Source organism: Aminobacter sp. P4_D5 (genome assembly GCF_056401815.1).
Window position 1 is genome coordinate 1 of sequence record NZ_JBFUIP010001483.1, and the last position, 503, is coordinate 503.

The 503-nt window shown below is 65.6% G+C and carries 1 protein-coding gene; it reads left to right on the forward strand.

Features of this window, described 5'->3' with window-relative positions; genetic code table 11:
- Positions 1-503, forward strand: a 503-nt coding sequence (locus AC1DWF_RS39090) for an Asp-tRNA(Asn)/Glu-tRNA(Gln) amidotransferase subunit GatB (protein ID WP_476843749.1), incomplete at both ends; no start/stop codon positions are given.

The following is a 503-nucleotide window of genomic DNA, read 5'->3' on the forward strand; positions in this document are numbered from 1 at the left end:
GCGACGGCCTTCGGCGCGGTACCGAACAGCCAGGTCAGCTTCGTGGATGCTGGCTTCCCCGGCATGCTGCCGGTGATCAATGGCGAGTGCGTGGCGCAGGCCGTGCGCACGGGCCTCGGCCTGAACGCGCAGGTGAACCTCTGGTCCCGCTTCGACCGGAAGAACTACTTCTACGCCGACTTGCCGCAGGGCTATCAGATCAGCCAGTTCGCGCATCCCATCATCGGGACGGGCGTGATCGAGATCACGCTGGCCGACGGCAGCACGAAGAACATCGGCATCACGCGGCTGCACCTGGAGCAGGATGCGGGCAAGTCGCTGCACGACCAGCACCAGAGCAAGTCCTTCATCGATCTGAACCGCAGCGGCGTTGCGCTCATGGAGATCGTGAGCGAGCCCGACATGCGCAGCCCCGAGGAGGCCGGCGCCTACCTCTCCAAGCTGCGGCAGATCGTGCGCTACCTCGGCACCTGCGACGGCAATATGGACGAGGGCTCCATGCG